The sequence below is a fragment of the Comamonas sp. 23 genome (genome assembly GCF_049601575.1).
Taxonomy (GTDB): Bacteria; Pseudomonadota; Gammaproteobacteria; order Burkholderiales; family Burkholderiaceae_C; genus Comamonas; species Comamonas squillarum.
The window spans coordinates 3,898,139-3,918,886 of record NZ_CP187127.1 but is presented as its reverse complement, the minus strand read 5'-3'; the positions used below and the strand labels follow the sequence as shown (position 1 = coordinate 3,918,886).

Here is a 20,748-nt window from a genome sequence, read left to right as displayed (position 1 = left end):
ATGCAAACACCTCCGAACACGCCGCAAGGCGCTGCAACGCCCGCTTCGGCCCCCGAGCCCGATGGCGAAAAGCACAGCAGCAGCAAGGGCTTCAACCTCTCGCGCTGGGCGCTGCAGCATGTGCCGCTGACGCGCTACCTGCTCATCATGCTGCTGGTGCTGGGCATCGGTGCGTATTTTCAGCTGGGTCAGGATGAAGACCCGCCGTTCACCTTCCGCGCGATGGTGGTCTCGGCCGCATGGCCGGGCGCCACGGCCCAGCAGATGGCCGAGCAGGTGACCGACAAGGTCGAACGCACCTTGCAGGACGTGCCCAATGCCGACAAGATCGTCAGCTACTCCAAGCCCGGCGAGATGCTGGTCATCCTGAACCTGCGCGAAGACACGCGCCCACAGGATGTGCCACAAACCTGGCTGGCGGTGCGCAAAAAGGTGGGCGATATGCGCGCCAGCTTGCCCCAGGGTGTGCTCGGCCCCTTCTACAACGATGACTTTGGCGATGTCTATGGCGTGATCTATGCGCTGCAGGGCGAGGGCTACAGCTACGCCGAGCTCAAGGAATATGCCGACAGCGTGCGCCAGAGCCTGCTGCGGGTCAAGGACGTGGCCAAGGTCGAACTCTTTGGCGTGCAGGATGAGAAGCTCTATATCGAGATCTCGCGCAGCAAGCTGGCCCAGCTGGGGCTGGACATGAACCAGGTCATCGCCCAGCTCGGCCAGCAAAACGCGGTGCAAAGCGGTGGCGAGGTGCAGGCCGGCGCCGACCGGGTGCAGGTCGAGGTGACGGGCGAGTTCCGCCAGTTGGACGACGTCAAGGCCATGCCGATCCGGGGGCCCAACGGCAACCAGCTCAAGCTGGGCGATATCGCCGACATCTACCGCAGCTACCTGGACCCGGCCAAGACCAAGGTGCATTTCCAGGGCCAGCCCACGGTGGCCCTGGGCATCTCGATGCGCAAGGGTGGCGATGTGATTGCACTGGGCAAGCACCTGCATGAGGCGGTGGACAAGATTGCGCCCACCCTGCCGGCCGGCCTGAGTCTGGAGAACGTGCAGGACCAGCCCAAGGCCGTGTCCACCTCGGTCAACGAGTTTGTGCGCGTGCTGATCGAGGCGGTGGTGATTGTGCTGGCCGTGAGCTTTGTGAGCCTGGGCATGCATATACGCAAGGGCAAGGACCCGCTGTGGCGCCGCATCACGCTGGACCCGCGCCCCGGGCTGGTGGTGGGTATCACCATTCCGCTGGTGCTCTGCGCCACCTTCCTGGCGATGTGGTACTGGGGCATTGGCCTGCACAAGGTCTCGCTGGGCTCGCTGATCATTGCGCTGGGCCTGCTGGTGGACGACGCCATCATTGCCGTCGAGATGATGGTGCGCAAGATGGAAGAGGGCTATGACAAGCTGAGCGCGGCCACCGCCGCCTATGACATCACCGCCAAGCCGATGCTGACAGGCACCTTGATCACGGCGGCGGGCTTTATGCCCATTGGCATCGCCAAGTCCACCACCGGCGAGTACACCTTTGCGATCTTTGCGGTGACGGTGATTGCGCTGGTGATCAGCTGGGTGGCCTCGGTCTACTTTGTGCCCTACCTGGGCACGGTGTTCCTGAAGAAGCCCAGGCATGCGCCGCAAGAGAGTGAGGGTGGTGAGGGCGGCGAGCATGCGATGTTCGACACCCCCTTCTACAACCGCTTCCGCCGCACTGTCTCGTGGTGCGTGGAGCACCGCTGGCTGACGATTGGTGCCACGGTGCTGGTGTTTGCGCTGGGCCTGTTTGGCATGAGCCGGGTGCAGCAGCAGTTCTTCCCCGACTCCAACCGCACCGAGATCCTGATGGATGTCTGGCTGCCCGAGGGCTCGAGCATGGCCGCCAACGAAGAGGTGACGCGGCGCATCGAGCAGCGCATGCAGGCGCAGGACGGCATCGAGTCGGTCACCTCCTGGATTGGCTCGGGCGTGCCGCGCTTTTACCTGCCGCTGGACCAGATCTTCCCGCAGTCCAATGTGTCGCAGCTGATCCTGCTGCCCCACAACCTGGCCGACCGCGACAACCTGATGAAGCGGCTGCCGACCTTGCTGGCCCAGGAGTTCCCGGAGGTGCGGGCCCGCGTCAAGCTGCTGCCCAGCGGCCCGCCGGTGCCCTACCCGGTGCAGTTCCGCGTGATGGGCCAGGACCCCAAGCTGCTGCGCACGCTCGCCAGCGAGGTGCGCGCCAAGCTGGAGGCATCGCCCGATATGCGCGGCGTCAACGACAACTGGAACGAGTCCATCAAGGTGCTGCGCCTGGAGGTGGACCAGAGCAAGGCGCGTGCGCTGGGTGTGAGCAACCAGAGCATTGCCCAGGCCACGCGCACCCAGCTGTCGGGCAATACCATCGGGCAGTTCCGCGAAGGCGACAAGCTGCTCGACATGGTGCTGCGCCAGCCGGTGGACGAGCGCCAGGCCGTCACCGACGTGGGCAATGCCTATGTGGCCTCGAGCAGCGGCCAGGCCATCTTGCTGTCGCAGATTGCCAAGCCCAGCTTTGTCTGGGAGCCGGGTATTCTCTGGCGCCAGGGCCGGGAGTATGCGATCACCGTGCAAGGCGATGTGGCCGCCGGCCTGCAAGGCCCGACGGTGACGCAAAAGCTCTGGCCCGATCTGCAAAAGCTGCAGCAGGGCTGGGCCGACAAGGGCCTCAACCAATACCGCATCGAGATTGCCGGTGCGGTGGAAGAGAGCGCCAAGGGCTCGGACTCCATCATGGCGGGCATGCCGATCATGGTGTTCATCGTCTTCACCCTGCTGATGCTGCAACTGCACAGCTTTAGCCGCTCGGTGCTGGTCTATATCACCGGCTTCCTCGGCATTGCGGGCGTGACGGCGGCCTTGCTGTTGCTGAACCGGCCCTTTGGCTTTGTCGCCTTGCTGGGCGTGATCGCACTGATGGGCATGATCCAGCGCAACTCGGTGATCCTGATCGACCAGATTGAGGCCAACCATGCGGCGGGCCTCTCCACCTGGGATGCGATTGTCGAGGCCGCCACCCACCGGCTGCGCCCGATTGCGCTGACCGCTGCGGCTGCCGTGCTGGCGATGATTCCGCTGTCGCGCAGCATTTTCTGGGGGCCGATGGCCGTAGCCATCATGGGCGGCCTGGTCGTTGCGACGGTGCTGACCTTGCTGGCGCTGCCGGCGATGTATGCGGCCTGGTTCCGCGTGAAAAAGGAGCACAGCGAGGTGCCACTGTCGGCAGCGGTTTGAACCCGGTGTGGCAGAGGCCGGCCAGAGGCGGCCGGGCCCTTGCAACATGGACGGTTTTCGGCCGGTCTTGCTGAAAATGCCCATGCCTTGCATTAGAATCTTGGATTGACCTAAAAACAGGCGGGTTGGCTCACAAGCTGGCTGCAGCCGCAACCGCGCGGGTGGCGAAATTGGTAGACGCACCAGGTTTAGGTCCTGACGCCAGCAATGGTGTGGGGGTTCGAGTCCCCCCCCGCGCACCAAAATTTGATAGCAGAAGGTATAAGCACCGTCTGATTTTTTGCTGAATATGAGCCGAATTTCCTGCTGGAGATTCGGCTTTTTTGTTGGTGTTTGGCGCCAGCGGCTGCCGGCATCCGGGTTCTGACCCTGCAGCAAGACGGTATTGGCAGCCAGGAAAAGAGCTGGCTTTATATATAATGTTCGGTTTCGGTCGATGGCGCCTTGCGCTGCACCGCTTTCGTGACAACGCTGGTTTTTGCCGCGTCACGCCTGGTGTTGCTTGCTACTGAATGCGCTGTCATCGTTTGATTTTTGGGTGTGCTGGGCTTAGGGCCAGTCGCCTATCTACTGGGACCCCAGGTTGTAAAACGGTGCCAATCCCCGTTGATGCCATCCCCGATGTGACACGGACAGTCCTCGCATCGGACGCAAGCTTTGCCGCTTGCAGGCTGGCTTCAATGGCGTTTGCACACCGTGGCCGGAAGGGTTCGTGCCTAACTAGGATTAACCATGGCAGTGAATGTTGAAACCCTTGAAAAGCTCGAGCGCAAAATTTCGCTGAGCTTGCCTCTCGCATCCGTGCAAACCGAAGTGGACAGCCGCCTCAAGCGCCTGGCCCGCACCGTGAAGATGGACGGCTTCCGTCCAGGCAAGGTGCCGATGAACGTGGTGGCACAGCGCTATGGCTATTCCGTGCAGTACGAAGTGCTCAACGAGAAGGTCGGCGAGGCTTTTGCCAAGGCCGCCAACGAAGCCGAGCTGCGCGTGGCCGGTCAGCCCAAGATCACTGAAAAAGAAGGCGCACCTGAGGGTGAGCTGGCATTTGACGCCGTGTTCGAAGTGTTCCCCGAAGTCAAGATCGGTGACCTGGCTTCCGCCGAAGTCGAGAAGCTGGCTGCCGACGTGGATGACGCTGCTATCGAAAAGACCATCGACATCCTGCGCAAGCAGCGTCGCACCTTCGCCCAGCGCCCAGCCGATACGGCTGCCGTGGACGGCGACCGCGTGACCGTGGACTTCGAAGGCAAGATCGACGGCGAACCCTTCGCTGGCGGCAAGGCTGAAGCCTTCCAGTTCCTGATCGGCGAAGGCCAGATGCTCAAGGAATTCGAAGACGCCGTGCGCGGCATGAAGACCGGCGAATCCAAGACTTTCCCCCTGGCATTCCCTGAGGACTACCACGGCAAGGAAGTGGCTGGCAAGACCGCCGACTTCCTGGTGACCGTCAAGAAGGTGGAAGCGGCCAACCTGCCCGAAGTGAACGAAGCACTGGCCAAGTCCCTGGGCATTGCTGACGGCTCCGTCGAAGGCCTGCGCGCTGACATCAAGAAGAACCTGGAGCGTGAAGTCAAGTTCCGCGTTCAGTCGCGCAACAAGCAAGCCGTGATGGAAGCCCTGGTGTCCAAGGCTGAGCTGGACCTGCCCAAGGCCAGCATCGACGCCGAAGTCGGCCGTCTGCTCGAAGGCGCCCGTGAAGAGCTCAAGCAACGCGGCATCAAGGACGCTGAAAAGGCGGAAATCCCTGCTGACGTGTTCCTGCCCCAAGCCGAGCGCCGCGTGCGTCTGGGCCTGGTGGTGGCCGAGCTGGTCAAGGCCAACAAGCTGGAAGCCACGCCTGAGCAGATCAAGGCCCACATCGACGAGCTGGCATCGAGCTACGAGAAGCCAGAAGACGTCGTGCGTTGGTACTTTGGCGACCGCCAGCGTCTGGCCGAAGTCGAAGCCGTTGTGATCGAAAACAACGTGACCGAATTCGTGCTGGGCAAGGCCAAGGTCAGCGACAAGACCGTGTCCTTCGACGAACTGATGGGCCAGCAAGGCTGATAGGACGCGCGCCGGGCGGCCATGGCCGCCAGCGCTGCCGCCAGCTACAAAACAGGGGCTTGTGCTTTTGGGCGCAGGCCCCATTTTATTGGGGTACAGTTAGCGCAGTCACAGTGCATTGACGCTAGCTTCCACCAATCCTGAACGGAGATGTAATGAGCGCACAAGATATTCAGAACTTGGGTTTGATCCCGATGGTGATCGAGCAATCGGGCCGTGGTGAGCGCTCGTTTGACATTTACTCGCGTCTGCTCAAGGACCGCGTGATTTTTCTGGTCGGTGAAGTCAACGACCAGACCGCCAACCTCGTGGTGGCCCAGCTGCTGTTCCTGGAAAGCGAAAACCCCGACAAGGAGATTTCGCTCTACATCAACTCGCCAGGCGGCAGCGTGACCGCTGGCATGGCCATCTATGACACCATGCAGTTCATCAAGCCGCAGGTCTCGACCATGTGCCTGGGCTTTGCTGCCAGCATGGGCGCTTTCCTGCTGGCCGCTGGCGAGAAGGGCAAGCGCTACTCGCTGCCCAACTCCAAGATCATGATCCACCAGGTGCTGGGCGGTGCCCGCGGCCAGGCCACGGACATCGAAATCCATGCCCGCGACATCATTCGCACCAAGGAGCAGATGAACCGCATCCTGGCAGACCGCACCGGTCAGCCTTATGACAAGGTCAAGGCCGATACCGAGCGCGACTACTTCATGACGGCGCCAGAAGCCCAGGAATACGGTTTGGTCGATACTGTGGTAGAAAAGCGCCCATAAGTAGGCTTTTCCGGATAAGCGGCCCCAACCCTACCGGTTGAGGCCGCTTTGTAGTTGGTTATCATTGTTTCCACATAGATTCGATTGAAGGCATTGCCCCCATGGCCGAGAAAAAAGGCTCATCCAGCGAAAAAACCCTGTACTGCTCCTTCTGCGGCAAGAGTCAGCACGAGGTGAAGAAACTCATTGCCGGACCGTCCGTGTTCATCTGCGATGAGTGCATCAACCTGTGCAATGACATCGTGCGCGACGAAGTGGCGGCAGAAGGCAAGGAGGGCGAGAAGGCCAAGGGCAATGATCTGCCGACACCGGCCGAGATCAAGGCCACCCTGGACAACTATGTCATCGGTCAGGATCCCGCCAAACGCACCCTGGCCGTGGCGGTGTACAACCACTACAAGCGCCTGGCGCACAAGGACAAGGCCGGCAAGGACGATGTGGAGCTGGCCAAGAGCAATATCTTGCTGATCGGCCCCACCGGCTCGGGCAAAACCTTGCTCGCCCAGACCCTCGCTCGCCAGCTGAACGTGCCCTTTGTGATGGCGGACGCCACCACGTTGACGGAAGCGGGCTATGTCGGCGAGGACGTCGAGAACATCGTGCAAAAGCTGCTGCAAAGCTGCAACTACGATGTCGAGCGTGCCCAGCGCGGTATCGTCTACATCGACGAAATCGACAAGATCACCCGCAAGGCGGACAACCCCTCGATCACCCGCGACGTATCGGGCGAAGGCGTGCAGCAGGCGCTGCTCAAGCTGATCGAAGGCACGATGGCCTCGATCCCGCCTCAGGGCGGGCGCAAGCACCCGAACCAGGATTTCCTGCAGGTCGACACGACCAATATCCTGTTCATCTGCGGCGGCGCCTTTGCTGGTCTGGAGAAGGTCATCGAGAACCGCTCCGAGGCCTCGGGCATCGGTTTTGGTGCCACCGTCAAGAGCAAGCAGCAGCGCTCCATCTCCGAGGCCTTCCGCGATATCGAGCCCGAAGACCTGATCAAGTTCGGCATCATCCCCGAGCTGGTGGGGCGTCTGCCCGTGGTCACGGCGCTGGCCGAGCTGTCGGAAGACGCGCTGGTGCAGATCCTGACCCAGCCCAAGAATGCGCTGGTCAAGCAGTACAACAAGCTGCTGGGCATGGAAGGCGTAGAGCTGGAAGTACGCCCGGACGCACTGACCGCGATTGCGAAGAAGGCGCTGGCCCGCAAGACCGGTGCCCGGGGGCTGCGCTCGATTCTGGAGCAATCGCTGATGACCACCATGTTTGACCTGCCCACCACCGACAACGTGGCCAAGGTCGTGGTAGAAGAAGCGACGATCAACGAAGGCAAGCCGCCCCTCCTGGTGTACCGGGAAGCGGCCAAGAAGGCCTGATGGGCCCGATGGCAGAGGCCGCTTGGACTCTGCCCTCTGTGTTTACCAGGATCGCCCGGCGCTGCCGGGCTGTATCCAAAGGGTTTGAGGGTGTCTTTCTGGCCTGCACCCGCCCTGGCCCCTGGTTTTTGATGGCCAAGGGTTGAAATATCGCTTTTACGGATCATCTTCGTAGAAGTTTCAAAAGGATTTTCATGTCCGACAACCAAACCCAATCCTCCCACCCCCTGGAATTGCCCATGCTCCCGCTGCGGGACGTGGTCGTGTTTCCGCACATGGTGATTCCGCTGTTCGTAGGCCGCCCCAAGAGCATCAAGGCGCTGGAGACGGCGATGGAAGGCGACCGCAAGATCATGCTGGTGGCCCAGAAGACGGCGGCCAAGGACGATCCCACCGTCAACGACATGTTCAGCGTTGGCTGCGTCTCGACGATTTTGCAGATGCTCAAGCTGCCCGATGGCACCGTCAAGGTGCTGGTCGAAGGCGTGCAGCGTGCCCAGGTGCAGGAAATCGCCGAAGGCGAGGACTACTTCACCGCGCAGATCGAGCCCGTGGAGCCCGGCGACAGCGCCGACAAGGCCAGCGAGATCGAGGCCTTGCGCCGCGCCGTGATGCAGCAGTTTGACCAGTACGTCAAGCTCAACAAGAAGATCCCATCCGAGATCCTGACCTCCATCTCCGGCATCGATGACGCAGGCCGCCTGGCTGACACCATCGCCGCCCACCTGCCGCTCAAGCTCGAGAACAAGCAGGCCGTGCTGGAGCTGCAAAAGGTGCAGGACCGCCTGGAAAACCTGTACGACCAGCTTGAGCGCGAGGTCGACATCCTCAATGTCGACAAGAAGATCCGTGGCCGCGTCAAAAAGCAGATGGAAAAGAGCCAGCGCGACTTCTACCTCAACGAGCAGGTCAAGGCGATCCAGAAGGAACTGGGCGAGGGCGAAGACGGCGCCGACCTGGAAGACCTGGAAAAGAAGATCAAGCTCGCCAAGATGACGCAGGATGCGCGCAAGAAGGCCGAGGGCGAGCTCAAGAAGCTCAAGCTGATGTCGCCGATGTCGGCCGAGGCCTCGGTGGTGCGCAACTACATTGAGACGCTGGTGAATCTGCCCTGGGGCAAGAAGACCAAGGTCAAGAAGGACCTGGTCATCGCCGAGGATGTGCTTAACGAAGACCACTATGGCCTCGACAAGGTCAAGGACCGCATTCTTGAGTACCTCGCGGTGCAGCAGCGCGTGGACAAGGTCAAGGCACCGATTCTGTGCCTGGTCGGCCCGCCTGGCGTGGGCAAGACCTCGCTGGGCCAGTCGATTGCCAAGGCGACCGGGCGCAAGTATGTGCGCATGGCGCTGGGCGGCATGCGCGACGAGGCCGAGATCCGCGGTCACCGCCGCACCTACATCGGCGCGATGCCCGGCAAGGTGCTGCAGAACCTGTCCAAGGTCGGCACGCGCAATCCGCTGTTCCTGCTCGACGAAATCGACAAGCTGGGCATGGACTTCCGGGGCGATCCTTCGAGCGCCTTGCTGGAAGTGCTCGACCCCGAGCAGAACAGCAAGTTTGGCGACCACTATGTAGAGGTCGATTTCGACCTCAGCGATGTGATGTTTGTCGCTACCTCGAACTCGATGAATATCCCGCCCGCGTTGCTGGACCGGATGGAAGTGATCCGCCTGGCCGGTTACACCGAGGACGAGAAGACCAATATCGCGATGCGCTACCTGCTGCCCAAGCAGATCGAGAACAACGGCGTCAAGGCCGGTGAACTGGAGCTGCGCGAGGACGCCGTGCGCGACATCGTGCGCTACTACACCCGCGAAGCCGGTGTGCGTTCGCTCGAGCGTGAGCTGTCCAAGATCTGCCGCAAGGTGGTCAAGAACATCCAGCTGGGCAAGGCGCAGGCACCGGTGCAGGTGACGGCCGACAACCTGCCCGACTACCTGGGTGTGCGCAAGTTCAGCTACGGCCATGCCGAGCAGAAGAACCAGGTCGGTCAGGTCGTGGGCCTGGCATGGACCGAGGTGGGCGGCGATCTGCTGACCATTGAAGCGGCTGCCATGCCCGGCAAGGGCGTCATCAACCGCACCGGCTCGCTGGGCGATGTGATGAAGGAATCGGTCGAAGCGGCTCGCACCGTGGTGCGCAGCCGGGCCCGTTCGCTGGGTATCCGCGATGACGTGTTCGAAAAGCGCGACATCCACATCCACGTGCCCGATGGCGCCACCCCCAAGGATGGCCCCAGCGCTGGTGCGGCGATGACGACGGCGCTGGTGTCGGTGCTGACCGGTATCCCGGTGCGTGCCGATGTGGCGATGACCGGCGAGATTACCTTGCGCGGTGAAGTCACCGCCATCGGTGGCCTGAAGGAAAAGCTGCTGGCCGCGCTGCGTGGCGGTATCAAGACCGTGATGATCCCGGAAGAGAATGTCAAGGACTTGGCCGAGATCCCCGACAACGTCAAGAGCGGTCTGGAGATCGTGCCGGTGCGCTGGATCGACAAGGTGCTGGAAGTGGCGCTGGAAGTCACTCCCACACCGTTGAGTGACAGCGATGTGCCTGCCGCCGAGCCGGTGCCCGTGGTGCCTGCTGTGGCCGTTGCGGCAACGGCCGCCAAGGCGGCACCTGCGCGCCGCTCGCGTGCCATCAAGCACTAGATCGGCTACTGGTCTGCACGGAAAACCGGCCCGTCATCAAAAACGGGCCGGTTTGCCTAAAAGACCAAAAAATATGCGTTACAATGCATACCATCGCGGAGCCCGGTATATAATAGCGGACTTCCGGTAAAGCGGATACGCGGGAATAGCTCAGTTGGTAGAGCGATACCTTGCCAAGGTATAGGTCGACGGTTCGAACCCGTTTTCCCGCTCCAAATTGGCTGTGTTGATGGTTTCAGCATGGCAACAATCCATGGCGCGATAGCAAAGCGGTTATGCCCCGGATTGCAAATCCGGTTAGACCAGTTCGACTCTGGTTCGCGCCTCCAGGACATGCTTGTCAGTACGTTTTGGGTTCGTGGTGAAACGAACAATGTATGCGGGAATAGCTCAGTTGGTAGAGCGATACCTTGCCAAGGTATAGGTCGACGGTTCGAACCCGTTTTCCCGCTCCAGTTTTCAAAGCTGGTGTGGATCCGTTCATGCTAGTTTTTGCGGGAATAGCTCAGTTGGTAGAGCGATACCTTGCCAAGGTATAGGTCGACGGTTCGAACCCGTTTTCCCGCTCCAGTTTTCAAAGCTGGTGTGGATCCGTTCATGCTGGTTTTTGCGGGAATAGCTCAGTTGGTAGAGCGATACCTTGCCAAGGTATAGGTCGACGGTTCGAACCCGTTTTCCCGCTCCAACACATTGCGAAAAGAGCCTCAGGGCTCTTTTTGCTTTTTCGGCGCCGGTTTTTGCGTTGCGGGGCGTGCTGCTGCCTCTGCCAACGGGTCGCGCAGCCTCTGCATCGTCATCCCGTCTCTTTCACGTTTTACGCCCTCGGTAGTGCCTGCATGTCCGCATGGGAGTAGGGCGGATCTGCCTGGCGCGTCGCAAAGCGGCACCCCCCCATAGCCTTCATTGAACTGCAGCGTTGCCCAGAGCCACGATCCATGCCTGTCTTGCTCCAACAGCGCAGCGGGAGCAGCTAGAATGGCAGGCTGCGTGCCCCGATGGTGAAATTGGTAGACACCCGGGACTTAAAATCCCGTGCCGCGAAAGTGGCGTGCCGGTTCGATCCCGGCTCGGGGCACCACCGTTCTGATGGCTTCTTGGTCGTTGGCGCCCTGCGCGGACAGACCCTCTGCAAGCCTGGCGCAGTGCTGACATGGCAGCACCATGAATTCAACCGACCGACCATGGTCTGCATTCACCGACGCGCTAACGGTCTTCCTTCGGCGTGGACCGCTGCTCTGGAAAGAACACCCGCTCAATCTCTCGCAGCGTTCCAGTGCCAATCGTGCGAATCTTCAACAATTGGCGGGGATAGGCCTCGCGCAGCTGCTCGGGCGTCTTGATGCCTGCGCGGGCGAGTGCGCGCACCGTTACCAGCGGCAGCTTGCCATTCAATGATGAGTCGTAGGCATACCGGATCGCCGGCGCGGCAAAACCGGGCTCATAGCGCTGGCCGGGGAAGAGCGCCATCTCGATCCTGCGCAACCGCAGCATGCCTATGCCATGCATTCTGAGCAAGCCCAGCGGATAGGCTTGTCTGACGGCTTCGACCGAATCCACGCCATTTTTGGCCAGTATGCGGATGGTGCGCTCGGACAGCAGACCGTCCAGAGGCGTGTGAGACGGGATAGATTTGTTGTATTCATTCGACATCCGGCCAGATCGTAGTGGCTGGTATCGCGTGGCAATGACGGCCAACCCAGGGCAGATTCTGTAGGCGTTGGTAGACAGCAGATGCCAGTGCCCTGCCGCCGCTGCACAACAGGTAGAGGCCTGGCCTGCGCTTGTTGTTCAGCGGTCTTGCGGGCTTTGTTTCACTGCGCCAGTCTGTCTCTCCTTGTGCTCTGTCAAGTCTGTCTCTTCGAGCATATGCAGCGGCCCCATCCACCGAAAGGGCCTGCGGTGCGGGCTTTGCTGGCGGGCCAGCGCGTCGACCGATTGCAGCCACTGGGCGAGTTCCTGGGCGGGCATGGTGGCGCTGCGCTGGTCGCCCAGCCGGCGCAGAAAGCGGCCCAGTTCCTGGTGCCAGGCGGCATAGTCACCGCAGCCATGGGTGCACCAGTGCGGGCGCATGCCCAGCCAGGCTTTGATGCTGGGGTGCTGGCTCAGCGCGCTGGTGTCCAGGATGCAGTGCACATCCATATGGGGCGGCAGCATGGCGTCGACCTCGCGCAGAAAAACCAGAAACTCCTGGTGCCGCAGGCGCGGCTTGCACTGCAGGGCCGGGCTTTTGCAGGCGGTGCTGAGTGCCTGGCAGAGTGCGGCCGATAGCGGGTGCTGGCAGCCCTCGTTGCCGGAGATGCGCTGGGGCTCGCTGGCTTCTGCGGGCGCAGCGGGCAGGCTCAGCGGGCTCTTGGTGTCCAGGCAAATGACCAGGGCCTTGTCGCTGCCGCTCAGGTAGAGCGCTGCAGGTGCCTGCAACTGCTCCATGAGGAGCGGGTCGCTGAACAGCGCAAAGTGGGGGCGGGACTTGGTTTTTCCCAGCAGCTGCAGATAGCGGGCCACGCTGCTTTTGGACATGCCCGTGCGTGCGGCCAGCGCGCGCACGCTGCCCTGGGGCGTGTCTGCGGACACCAGCGCTGCTTTGGCGCTGGCAGCGATGGCTTGCAGCTGGCGCTCATCAATGGTGCGGGGTTTGCCCGGGCGCATGCTGTCATACAGGCCCACCACGCGGTGGCTCGCAAAGCGTCGGCGCCACTTGCCGACGGTTGCCTGGGTCAGCGCCATGCTGTTGGCGATGGTGACGTTGCTGTCGCCTTCCACGCTGCGCAAGATGATTTTGGCGCGGGTGGCGATGTGGCCGTGCTGGTCGGGGTTGCTGGCCAGGTCTTCGAGTTGCTCGCGTTCCCGCGCACTCAGCGTAATCCCTGATTTCGGTCTTCCTTTTTCCATTGTGTTTTCTCCGTCGCCCGCTATGTATTGGGGCAGCAATTAATGCTGCATATTTATTGGACAGATGAAATGATTACTCGCTACTTATGGCAAGTTATTCTGGGACGGTATCGAATATCGATTGCATATTTATGTTGTGTAGTTATGGGACGGGTGGTGTGTTGGCTGCTTTGGGTCATGATTTATATGAAATTATTGTGGAATCTGTGCATCTCTGCCTAGGATTGTTCAATAACCCATGGATGTCATCAATATGACAGTTGAAAAATTTCATCTAGCAACAAATAAATTTTGACAAATAAGCTTATTCAGTCTATTTAGGATAAGAAACACTTTGTTAACATTTTAATGAAAATGGCATGTACATGGGCAAAACAGATAGATACCATTGCGCCGTTCAGTAATTGCGCTGCGCGGTCGCATGGCATGGTTTCTGAAATCACTGAATTTTCTTCTGAATGATCCATGAATGAGGAGCTAGCCTTGACTATGACAAATCACACCAATTCCCATAGTGCAACTATTGCCAAGCCTGTTGCCCAGCGCAAATCGCGCGGCCAGGGTATGACGGAATACATCATTATCTTGGGCCTGATTGCGATTGCCGCGATTGCCGCTTTCAGCTTTTTTGGCCAAACCGTTCGCAGCCAGGTCGCAGGTATGGCCAAGGAAGTGGGCGGTGAGTCGGGCAAGGAAGGTATTACTGCTGCACAGGCTGCTTCGGGTAAGGCGCTGACCAATGCCCAGAAGAATATGAATATGTCGACCTATACCGAAGGCGGTAACGACGGCGCCAAGTAAGAGCCGCTATCGCAACCCCGAAACCTTGCTGCCAAGTCGCAGGCACCTGGTATTTCCTTGCGCTGCCAGGGTCTGTGACGGTGTGCCGCATATGCAGTGCATACCCTGGGGTGTGCGGGGTTGAGATAATGGCTTGAGCTTATCCATGGGAGGGAGGGCCTCCGGAATTCAACGAATTACATAACAGTGGCCATCATGCATAAACCATCTTCGTATCGGTCTGGAGATCGCGTACAAAAAGGGCAGGTGATTGTCTATTTGTTGGCCATCATTCCGGTGGTTTGTCTCAGCATATTCTTGGTCTATAACACGGCCATTGTTGCGCGAGACAAAATGAAGCTGCAAAACAATGCCGATGCGATGACCTATAGCGCATCCACGGTATTTGCGCGGCAATTGAATTTTCTGGCCTATACCAATCGGGCCATGGCCGCGAATGAAGCAGGCGTGGCGATGCTGGCCAGCTTTCAGACATCGATTGGCATGGTGGTCAGCACGGCGGCCAATATACAAGTGGCGCGGGTGGAGATCGAAGGCCAGAAGGGCGTGTGGAACCTGGCCCAGGCATCGGCAGCGGCTGCGCGTTATGACTTCATCAGCGCCATCAATTACCTGGTCAAGTGGGGCCGCAATGTGCAGGCCGCGGCCAAGTACCAGCGCCAGGCCAACAACATCGCCAAGGCGATCGAGCCTTCGGCCCGGCCGTTCCAGATCATGGTCGATGCACTGCGGGTGCTCAACACCGCCATTTCGCTGGCCCAGGCGGCCACCACGGGCGTCAGCATTCCCGAGGCCATCGTTGTCGCCAAGGATGTGCTCAACGACAACGACGACAAGGCCTATTTGCCGGTGGCGGCCAATGCACCGCTGATTGCCAGCTCGTCGCTGGAGTTTCTCAACTTCATCAAGCTCTACAGCACCACGTCGGACCGCCGCAACGACGACGACGATTTTTTTGATGCGATGCGCTTTGCCCATGCAGCCCAGGCGACGCGCGATGATTTCACCAAGGACCGGCGCATTTTCCCGGGCCTGATCGGTCAGGGCATCAGCGGTATGCAGAACGATGGCTCGAGCTTTGACCTCTCCAGCGGTCCGATTGCAACCGCCATGCAGGAGCTGCTCAAGGGCACGGTGTCCTGGAAGGGCGGCACCGAGCTGGTCGCCACCCAGGGCTCGGACCTGGCCGCTGAGCGTGGCCGCATCCGCTGGCAATCTGCTGATTCGGTAAACATTTTCGGCGCCGGGGTGCTGCTGGGCGAGCGCTTTGTCGGCGACTTCGGGCTGGGCGCGGCCGCTGCCACGGGCGGCTCCGGCTATGCGGACAAGGGCTGGTCCGGCAACCGCCTGGCCTTGCGCTCCTATGACAAGAACTTCAAGCCGCGCAATGTCGACCCCGAATACCAAAGCGATGAAAAGCGCAACTACGGCAAGCTGACCTCAGACGGCCTGTCCGACAGTGCCATCTACGCCGCAGGCCGTGACCGCGATGGCAACAATTTGCTGGTGCCTTATGCCGTGCTGCAGTTCAACTCGGCCTACAAGTACAAGCCGCGCACCGACATTGGCCTGGTCACCAAGAATTTCTCCTTGCCCCGCTACTGGGATGTACGCCAGCTGCGCACGCTCAAGGGCCGGGACCAGGACAAGTGGTATGGCGACCTGTCGATGACCAGCATCAACCCGCGCAAGTGGGGCAGCCTGACCGACAAGGGCCCGACCATTTCGGTCATGGTGGCGCGCCGGGGCAGCGATGTGCGCACCGGCGAGCAGGCGGGCTTTGGCTATGCCAAGGATGACTACAGCATTGGCTTGCGCGACCGCTTGTTTGGCGGTGACATGAGCGCGCTGTCGTCGGCCCAGCTGTATTTCAAGCGGCCACAGGACCGCTGGCAGCGCCGCGACATGACCAAGGACCAGTACAAGTCGCTGCAGATTGCCGGCCGCACGATCAAGGTCGGCTTTACCGGTGGCTATATCGAGCACAAGAACCTTTTCTCCCCTTACTGGCAGGTCCACCATGTCGAGCCCTCCATCTGGGCGCGTGGCGTGGCCGTGGCTGGCTCGGCCCTGGGCGGGTCGGACGGCCTTTTCGGGGGCGGTGAGCCCGACAACCAGGATGCGGCGCAATGATGTCCCAGACTCCCCCGATGAAGACCCTGCGCCGCCGTGCCCGGCGCCGCGCGCAGCAGGGCAGTGCGCTGGTCGAGGTGACCTTGATCAGCGGTTTTGCGGCATTGCTGATGGCGGCTATCCCCTTGATCGCCGACTACGGCCAGGCACGCATGCAGGTTACCGCAGCGGCCAAGCTCAATGCCTGGCAGCGCTCGGTCTGGTTTCCTGCAGCGACGGAGACCGAGGTCATGTCGGCCGACCAGTACAAGGGCGCGAGCGGGTCCATCCGCAAGTCCGATGCCGAGCTGAGCAATGACTTGCGCCGCCATGTGTTCCGTGATCCGGCGCAGGACACCGACACCGGCGTGCATGGCGAGACCGTGTCCGAGTTCACGTCGGGCCAGGCGCGTATGCCCGACTTCAACGAGTCGCTCACGGCCAAGACCACGGCCGCGCCGCTGCCTTCGGTCGCCGCCTTCATGGACACCATCTTCTCCAAGGTCGGTGAGGTGCAGAACCTGGCCAAGGGCGAGTCGATCGCCAAGTTCCGCTTTGTCACCCAAGGCTATATGCGCACCGAGGTGGCGCTGGAGCGAGGTGCCGGTTTTTCTGCCGAGCGCTTCCCAACCGAATTTGGCAAGGTGGAGTCGGCCTTGCACAAGAACGACACGCCGCTGCCGCTCAAGCTGCAGATCAAGGACCATGTGACCATGCTGTCCGAGCCCTGGAGCGCCGGCGGCACCAACCGCGAGGAATCCAAGATCCAGGGCCTGGTGCCGATGAAGCTGCTGGACCGGCCCGAGTACCAGGATTTCCGCGCGCCACTGGGGCAGCTGGGCAGCACGCTCAAGTGGCTCTGGCCCACCTTCGACCACAACCTGCTCACCATGGGCCTGGCGCCAGGCGATGCGCAGGAGAAGTCGGTACCGCTGGATCGCTACGAGTGGCTGCAGAAGGTGCCGGCCGACGACACCTACAACGACAACCCGGGCGCGCATGAGTGCGGGCCGTTGGAGAAGCCCGACGGCAAGGACTGCTTCCGCTTCTACCGCGCGTTCCCGCCGCCGCCGGTCGTCAACACCTTGCCATGACGATGATGCTGTTGCACCGGCGCACACGGGGAGCGCTGGCAGCCCGCCGGCCAGCAGGGCTGTGGGGCCCATTGGCCTGGTTGCTGTTGACCGCGCTGGCTGCCGCGATGCCGCTGGCAGCGCGCGCTGCACCCGCCAGCGCCATTGCCTGGCCGGCCATCCTGTTCCCCGAGAAGAACCTGTCGCCCTACTGGGTGGCCGAGCTGATCGTGCAGAACAAGATTCCGATGCAGATCCAGGCCTTCGATGTCGATGGCGACACCCGTAAGGCCCAGCGCTTCTACCAGGAATGGCTGGGCGGCAAGGCCGATTTTTCAGAGACCACGCTCGACGGCATTCCGATCCTCGGCGCGCGTGACGGTAATTTCCGCATCACGGTGGAGTTCCGGCCCCTGCCCAGCGGCAAGCAGCAGGTGCGCATCTCCTCGGCCTGGCTGCACGGCGCGGTGCCGCAACTGGTCAGCGACCAGCTGCAGCGCCGCAGCCACCTGGCCGTGCCGATCGGCAGCGATGAGTTCTCCGACACCTTTTCGTTCGATGCAGACCGGGTCAACCGCACCAGTGTCTGGGGCAATACCTTGAGCGTCGAGGCCAATGAGCTCTACATCCGCGAGCAGGCGCTGGTGGCGGGCTGGACGGTGCTGAGCCGCAAGACCATCAAGGGCGGCACGCGCGCCCAGGTGGTGCTCCGGCGTGGCGGGCAGGAGGCGGTGATCGCCATCGCCCACAACGGCGTGGGTTGCTCCATCGTCATCAGCAACACCTTGCCGCAGGCCTAGCCGCGTCCCTCTATGCCGATACCCAAGCACCTCACCCCTGTTCCTCGCGCCAGCCGGCAATCCGGGCAGATCATGACCGAGTACGTGATCGTTGCCGGCGTGCTGGCCGCCGTTTTTTTTGCACCGATGCCGGGTGCCGACAAGTCTTTGTTTCAGCTGCTGATTGATGCCTTTCGCGCAGCCTGGGCTTCCTATTCCTACACGATCTCTTTGCCATGGTGACCCCAAACTCTCCCAAACCGAATCGTTTCTCACGGCTGGCCAATGGCTCGCGCCGTGCCGCCCCGCTGATCGCCGCCATCACCCTGGGTGTGGTGGCCGCGGGCCTGGGCTGGTACTACCTCAAGACCTCCGAGGCCGAGATTCAGGCCAACCTGGAGTCCGAAGCCGAGCGACTGCGCACCGATGTGGTGGTGCCGATCCAGAACATTCCCGCCGGCACCGCGCTCTTGCCCGAGATGGTGGCCAAGCGCAGCGTGCCCTCGGCCTATGTGCATGCCGATGTGCTGACGCCGGACATGATCGACGGCTTTCTGGGCCGCCAGCTGTCGGTGGACATCAGTGCCGGCAAGCCGTTGCTGGCCAACTTTTTTGTCACGCCACGCAAGCTGTTCTCCGAAGAGCTCGAAGCGGGCGTGCGCGCCGTGACCATTCCGGTCGATGAGGTCAGCACCATCTCGGGCATGCTGCGCGCGGGCGACCATATCGACTTTCTGTTCATCGCCGACAAGGATGGCGGCACCCAGGCCGAAGACGCCATCGTCGTGCCGCTGTTGCAGGACGTGGTCGTGCGTGCCACCGGCCAGATCACCTCCGAGCAGTTCTCCGAGCTGCGCAAGCGCCCCGACATTGCCAACACCGTCGATCCCTACCGACAGCGCAGCTACACCACGGTGACCGTGGGGCTGCCGCCCGTCGATGCCCAGCGCCTCATCCTGGCGCAAAAGCTCGGCAAGATCGTCGCAGCACTGCGCAATGCCGATGACCGCCAGAAGCTCGACACCGGCACCAACGCCCAGCAGCTGGCCAGCTATATCGACAGCTTCCGTCCCCGGCAACCCGTGGTGCGCGCAGCGCCCACCCGCGCACCGGCGATGGTCGAGTACATCGTGGGCGGTGGCGGGGTCAAGACCCAGATGCAAACCCCGCTGGCGGCCTTGCTGGGCGCCGCGGCCGTGCCTGGCGCTACGGTGCCCGCGCCCCAGGCGCCTGCCGTCACCGGCTCCTACTGATTCCCACCCCGTCCTGCATTCCTCCCCGGCCACGCTGCGCCATTCGCTCCATAGAGTTGGTAGACCATGAATTCCTCGATGATCTGTATGCCTCGTCCCCGCCCAGCCGTCCCGACCTTGGGGGCAAGGGCCTGCGTTGCGCTCGCCCTGGCCTTGCCCATGGCCCCGTTGCTGGCCGCGCAGGCCTCCACGGGCACCAGCTCGCCCACTGCGGGCGGCGCACTGGGCGATATGCTTCGCGCCGCGCAGCGCGCGTCGCTGCAGGCCGAGGCCGAGCAGCGTGACGGCGATGGCAGTGATTTCGCCCGCGATACCGAGGGGGGCGCGGCGCCTTCCGCATCGCCGGGCTTTCGCACCTTGCCCACTGTCAGCGTCAACACCCAGCCCGCCTCTGATGTATCGGGCATCGGCGGTGTGCAGCCCTTGGTCATCAAGCACCTGCCCACGTCGCTGTCGCTCTATGTGGGGCAGATGACCTTGATCGAGCTGCGCGACGTCGTGCGGGTGGCCGTCGGCAACGGCAAGGTGATGGAGGCGCGGGTGGTGGACCAGAAGAGCCTGCTGCTGACGGCGCTGGACGCCGGCGAAAGCACGGTCCATATCTGGCGCAAGGACGGCCAGGTCAGCAGCCTCAAGGCGCGCGTCAATGTGGTCGATCTGGACCGCATCGAAAGTGAGATATCGATGCTGACCGCCGGTATCACCGGTGTGAGCGTCTCCCGCGTGGGCGAGAAGATCATCCTTGATGGCGCCAACCTTGACCCGGCGGCGGTCTCGCGGCTGCGGGAGATTGCGCGCATGTACGGCCCGGCCGTGGTGTCCTTCGCCACCTCCGAGCGCCTGCGTGTGGACCGCATGATCGAGATGGATGTGCGCATTGTCGAGTTCTCGCGCTCGGCGCTGGACGACCTGGGCATGAAGTGGGACACCACGGGTGGTGGCTTCAACTTTGGCCTGTTCTCCGATATCGCCTCCAACGGCGGCTACCGCATCCTGCCGGAGAACTCGCCCTTTCTGAACATGGACAGCGGCTACGGCCAGGGCTTTTTGGACCAGCGCCGGCGCAAGGCGCGCTACTACTTTGGCCTGAGCACGGCGCTGACCTCGGCCATCAACTTGCAGGTGCAGCGCGGCAATGCGATGCTGTTGGCATCGCCCAAGCTCACCACCCGCAGCGGGGGCGAAGCGCGCTTCCTCTCGGGCGGTGAAATCCCCTTGCCCGCGATGAGCGCGCTGGGCACCGGATCGGTCAACTACAAGCCCTATGGCCTGCGCCTGCATGTCAAGCCGATGGCCGATGGCGCGGGCAATATCTCCGGCTCGATCCTGGCCGAGGTCAGCAACATCGACCAGTCGGTCTCGGTCGATGGCATCCCGGGGCTGCTGACGCGCCGCACCGAGAGCGAGTTCAATGTCGATGACGGCGACACCATCATCCTCTCGGGCCTGCTCAGCCGCCAGTCCTCGCGCGCCACTGATGGCCTGCCGGGCCTGCGCAATGTGCCGGTACTGGGCTGGGCCTTCAAGAACAACAACGACAGCGACACCCAGATCGAGACCGTGGTGTTCATCACCCCGCGTGTGGTGACCGCGCGCGATTCGCGCCCCCGCCTGGAGCGCACGCAGCAGATGGAAGAGCAGATCTCCAACGGCTTTACCGACCTGACCGAAGACCTCTACCGCAACTCCAAAAAGGCCGAGCCGCCCCTGCCCGAGCGGGGTCTGGACCCCGAGAGCTATTCGCACAACTGATGGCTG

The 20,748-nt window shown here is 61.9% G+C and carries 14 protein-coding genes and 7 tRNA genes; 19 read left to right on the top strand and 2 right to left on the bottom strand.

The annotated features are described in order from the left end of the window. From ACPEE1_RS17715 to ACPEE1_RS17660, 12 genes are all read left to right on the top strand, one after another. Nucleotides 1-3,246 (top strand): efflux RND transporter permease subunit, encoded by a 3,246-nt coding sequence (locus tag ACPEE1_RS17715; protein ID WP_182345169.1) that lies wholly within the window; start codon nucleotides 1-3, stop codon nucleotides 3,244-3,246. 155 nt (nucleotides 3,247-3,401) lie between these two features. Further along, nucleotides 3,402-3,488 (top strand) — tRNA-Leu (locus ACPEE1_RS17710). 490 nt (nucleotides 3,489-3,978) lie between these two features. Continuing rightward, on the top strand, nucleotides 3,979-5,292 hold the full coding sequence (gene tig, locus ACPEE1_RS17705; RefSeq protein ID WP_021027444.1) for a trigger factor: 1,314 nt from the start codon (nucleotides 3,979-3,981) through the stop codon (nucleotides 5,290-5,292). A gap of 155 nt (nucleotides 5,293-5,447) precedes the next feature. Then, nucleotides 5,448-6,056, top strand: coding sequence for an ATP-dependent Clp endopeptidase proteolytic subunit ClpP (gene clpP, locus ACPEE1_RS17700; protein WP_021027443.1), 609 nt, complete (start codon nucleotides 5,448-5,450; stop codon nucleotides 6,054-6,056). Nucleotides 6,057-6,157: 101 nt separating this feature from the next. Beyond that, complete coding sequence (clpX, locus tag ACPEE1_RS17695; protein ID WP_021027442.1) at nucleotides 6,158-7,429, top strand: ATP-dependent Clp protease ATP-binding subunit ClpX; 1,272 nt, start codon at nucleotides 6,158-6,160, stop codon at nucleotides 7,427-7,429. A gap of 194 nt (nucleotides 7,430-7,623) precedes the next feature. Further along, on the top strand, nucleotides 7,624-10,083 hold the full coding sequence (gene lon, locus ACPEE1_RS17690) for an endopeptidase La (RefSeq protein ID WP_116924823.1): 2,460 nt from the start codon (nucleotides 7,624-7,626) through the stop codon (nucleotides 10,081-10,083). A gap of 139 nt (nucleotides 10,084-10,222) precedes the next feature. Then, nucleotides 10,223-10,298, top strand: a tRNA-Gly gene (locus ACPEE1_RS17685). Nucleotides 10,299-10,338: 40 nt separating this feature from the next. Continuing rightward, nucleotides 10,339-10,412, top strand: a tRNA-Cys gene (locus ACPEE1_RS17680). A gap of 50 nt (nucleotides 10,413-10,462) precedes the next feature. Continuing rightward, a tRNA-Gly gene (locus tag ACPEE1_RS17675) sits at nucleotides 10,463-10,538 on the top strand. A 39-nt stretch (nucleotides 10,539-10,577) separates the two neighbouring features. Beyond that, nucleotides 10,578-10,653 (top strand) — tRNA-Gly (locus ACPEE1_RS17670). A gap of 39 nt (nucleotides 10,654-10,692) precedes the next feature. Beyond that, a tRNA-Gly gene (locus tag ACPEE1_RS17665) sits at nucleotides 10,693-10,768 on the top strand. Nucleotides 10,769-11,072: 304 nt separating this feature from the next. Continuing rightward, a tRNA-Leu gene (locus ACPEE1_RS17660) sits at nucleotides 11,073-11,161 on the top strand. A gap of 125 nt (nucleotides 11,162-11,286) precedes the next feature. On the opposite strand, the gene ACPEE1_RS17655 is transcribed toward ACPEE1_RS17660, so the two are convergent. Beyond that, the gene (locus ACPEE1_RS17655; RefSeq protein ID WP_260719025.1) at nucleotides 11,287-11,733 is read right to left on the bottom strand and encodes a hypothetical protein; all 447 of its coding nucleotides are present in this window, start codon (nucleotides 11,731-11,733) and stop codon (nucleotides 11,287-11,289) included. A gap of 138 nt (nucleotides 11,734-11,871) precedes the next feature. Then, a complete protein-coding gene (locus ACPEE1_RS17650; protein WP_116924825.1) occupies nucleotides 11,872-12,972 on the bottom strand; it encodes a helix-turn-helix domain-containing protein in 1,101 nt (366 codons plus the stop codon). 465 nt (nucleotides 12,973-13,437) lie between these two features. Between ACPEE1_RS17650 and ACPEE1_RS17645 the strand changes: the two genes are divergently transcribed. From ACPEE1_RS17645 to ACPEE1_RS17615, 7 genes are all read left to right on the top strand, one after another. Then, nucleotides 13,438-13,773 (top strand): pilus assembly protein, encoded by a 336-nt coding sequence (locus ACPEE1_RS17645; protein ID WP_409935136.1) that lies wholly within the window; start codon nucleotides 13,438-13,440, stop codon nucleotides 13,771-13,773. Between the two features lie 333 nt (nucleotides 13,774-14,106). Next, on the top strand, nucleotides 14,107-15,906 hold the full coding sequence (locus ACPEE1_RS17640; protein WP_423934168.1) for a hypothetical protein: 1,800 nt from the start codon (nucleotides 14,107-14,109) through the stop codon (nucleotides 15,904-15,906). Further along, nucleotides 15,906-16,979: a hypothetical protein gene (locus ACPEE1_RS17635; RefSeq protein WP_133248072.1), complete on the top strand. Its 1,074-nt coding sequence runs from the start codon at nucleotides 15,906-15,908 to the stop codon at nucleotides 16,977-16,979. Before ACPEE1_RS17640 ends, ACPEE1_RS17635 begins: the two co-directional genes overlap by 1 nt. Before the next feature lie 2 nt (nucleotides 16,980-16,981). Continuing rightward, nucleotides 16,982-17,758, top strand: a complete 777-nt coding sequence (locus ACPEE1_RS17630) for a hypothetical protein (protein WP_423934165.1) — start codon at nucleotides 16,982-16,984, stop codon at nucleotides 17,756-17,758. A 72-nt stretch (nucleotides 17,759-17,830) separates the two neighbouring features. Continuing rightward, nucleotides 17,831-17,980 (top strand): hypothetical protein, encoded by a 150-nt coding sequence (locus ACPEE1_RS17625; protein ID WP_232539555.1) that lies wholly within the window; start codon nucleotides 17,831-17,833, stop codon nucleotides 17,978-17,980. Then, nucleotides 17,974-18,990, top strand: coding sequence for a Flp pilus assembly protein CpaB (gene cpaB / locus ACPEE1_RS17620; RefSeq protein WP_423934161.1), 1,017 nt, complete (start codon nucleotides 17,974-17,976; stop codon nucleotides 18,988-18,990). Before ACPEE1_RS17625 ends, cpaB begins: the two co-directional genes overlap by 7 nt. Before the next feature lie 87 nt (nucleotides 18,991-19,077). Further along, nucleotides 19,078-20,742 (top strand): type II and III secretion system protein family protein, encoded by a 1,665-nt coding sequence (locus ACPEE1_RS17615; RefSeq protein WP_243419250.1) that lies wholly within the window; start codon nucleotides 19,078-19,080, stop codon nucleotides 20,740-20,742. Nucleotides 20,743-20,748: the final 6 nt, after the last annotated feature.

Excerpts from the sequence above, each read along its gene's own strand:
- ACPEE1_RS17715 (WP_182345169.1), top strand. The coding sequence starts at position 1 with ATGCAAACACCTCCGAACACGCCGCAAGGCGCTGCAACGCCCGCTTCG.
- tig (WP_021027444.1), top strand. The coding sequence starts at position 3,979 with ATGGCAGTGAATGTTGAAACCCTTGAAAAGCTCGAGCGCAAAATTTCG.
- clpP (WP_021027443.1), top strand. The coding sequence starts at position 5,448 with ATGAGCGCACAAGATATTCAGAACTTGGGTTTGATCCCGATGGTGATC.
- clpX (WP_021027442.1), top strand. The coding sequence starts at position 6,158 with ATGGCCGAGAAAAAAGGCTCATCCAGCGAAAAAACCCTGTACTGCTCC.
- lon (WP_116924823.1), top strand. The coding sequence starts at position 7,624 with ATGTCCGACAACCAAACCCAATCCTCCCACCCCCTGGAATTGCCCATG.
- ACPEE1_RS17655 (WP_260719025.1), bottom strand. The coding sequence starts at position 11,733 with ATGTCGAATGAATACAACAAATCTATCCCGTCTCACACGCCTCTGGAC.
- ACPEE1_RS17650 (WP_116924825.1), bottom strand. The coding sequence starts at position 12,972 with ATGGAAAAAGGAAGACCGAAATCAGGGATTACGCTGAGTGCGCGGGAA.
- ACPEE1_RS17645 (WP_409935136.1), top strand. The coding sequence starts at position 13,438 with ATGAATGAGGAGCTAGCCTTGACTATGACAAATCACACCAATTCCCAT.
- ACPEE1_RS17640 (WP_423934168.1), top strand. The coding sequence starts at position 14,107 with ATGAAGCTGCAAAACAATGCCGATGCGATGACCTATAGCGCATCCACG.
- ACPEE1_RS17635 (WP_133248072.1), top strand. The coding sequence starts at position 15,906 with ATGTCCCAGACTCCCCCGATGAAGACCCTGCGCCGCCGTGCCCGGCGC.
- ACPEE1_RS17630 (WP_423934165.1), top strand. The coding sequence starts at position 16,982 with ATGATGCTGTTGCACCGGCGCACACGGGGAGCGCTGGCAGCCCGCCGG.
- ACPEE1_RS17625 (WP_232539555.1), top strand. The coding sequence starts at position 17,831 with ATGACCGAGTACGTGATCGTTGCCGGCGTGCTGGCCGCCGTTTTTTTT.
- cpaB (WP_423934161.1), top strand. The coding sequence starts at position 17,974 with ATGGTGACCCCAAACTCTCCCAAACCGAATCGTTTCTCACGGCTGGCC.
- ACPEE1_RS17615 (WP_243419250.1), top strand. The coding sequence starts at position 19,078 with ATGCCTCGTCCCCGCCCAGCCGTCCCGACCTTGGGGGCAAGGGCCTGC.